2 protein-coding genes are annotated in these 1,216 nt (G+C 38.2%); both read left to right on the top strand.

From position 1 onward, the window contains the following. The coding region (locus ACWATR_RS40165) for a phosphoadenosine phosphosulfate reductase domain-containing protein (protein ID WP_460346007.1) at positions 1-714 on the top strand (714 nt) is incomplete at its 5' end. 75 nt (positions 715-789) lie between these two features. Then, a partial coding sequence (locus ACWATR_RS40160; protein WP_460346004.1) for a DUF4007 family protein occupies positions 790-1,216 on the top strand: 427 nt, incomplete at its 3' end.

Below are 1,216 nucleotides of genomic sequence, written 5' to 3'. Positions count from 1 at the left end.
CCCAATATGGAATACTTTTTTTGCGATACCCATAAAGAATTACCAGAGACTTATGAATATCTTGACCGCATCAAGGCACGTCTAGGTATTAAAATTCACTATCTCAGCGAAAAACGAGGCTTTGACCACTGGTTAGTAATTCATGATGGTTTATTGCCTTCACCTCAAATGCGCTGGTGTACCGTCAAGATGAAAATTAAACCTTTAGAGGATTTCGTGGGCAATGATGAGGCTATTAGTTATATTGGCATCCGTGCTGATGAAAACCGTGATGGTTATATCTCCACTAAACCTAATATTAAACCTGTGTTCCCCTTTAAGGAAAGGGGTTTAGTTAAAAGCGATATTATTCGGTTATTAGAAGATAGTGGAATTGGACTCCCTGACTATTATCGCTGGCGCAGCCGTTCTGGGTGTTTCTTTTGTTTTTTCCAACGCAAGTATGAGTGGGTAATGTTAGCGCAGGAACATCCTGATTTATTTCAAAAAGCGGTTGAGTATGAATCCAACCATGCCGATGGTCGTACTTATACATGGACAGATGGAGAAAGCTTATTACAACTTCTAGAACGCAAGGATGAAATTATTGCTCAACATAAAAAATCAATGGCTAAAGAAAAAAAAGCTGCTCCTAATCGATCTCTTGCTGAGGCTCTTGCAGAAGTACTAGATGAGGAAGATGAATCTTTACCTTGCCTAATGTGTCATTTATAACTTTTATGGGTACTTTAAGTATAGTAAAAAATTAATATTACCAAGTGTTATCTACTCCATCTACCAGAAAAGTCCATGCCTAAACTACAACTAAGCTTCCACGGTACCTTCGCTTTAAAAAAGGAAGATTTACTCAAAATTCTTCAAGCTTGCACTGAAGAAAAAGGCTTGGACGACACCAAAGAAAGATTGATGGAACGAACAGGTTTAGGTAATCAGAAAGTAACCCCAATGAAAAGTTGGGCTGTTCGAGCTGGTTTAGTTAGTAACAATTATTTAAGTGTTGAAGGAAAAGTAGTTTTAGACAAGGATCTTTACCTCGAATCACTGATTACAGATTGGCTAATGCACTTCTATTTCAGTTTTGGAGATAAAGGACTTGCTAAACCGCCAAATGAGCCATCAGACTGGGGTGGCTGGTCTTACTTGATATATAATTTTTTGCCTGAACATCGTATTTTTACGTTTAACGACCTGGTGCAGCATAGTGCCACTATTTTTG

The sequence above is a fragment of the Nostoc sp. UIC 10890 genome (genome assembly GCF_054786515.1).
The sequence above is the reverse complement of the archived record's forward strand: the minus strand, read 5'-3'. Positions and strand labels throughout refer to the sequence as shown.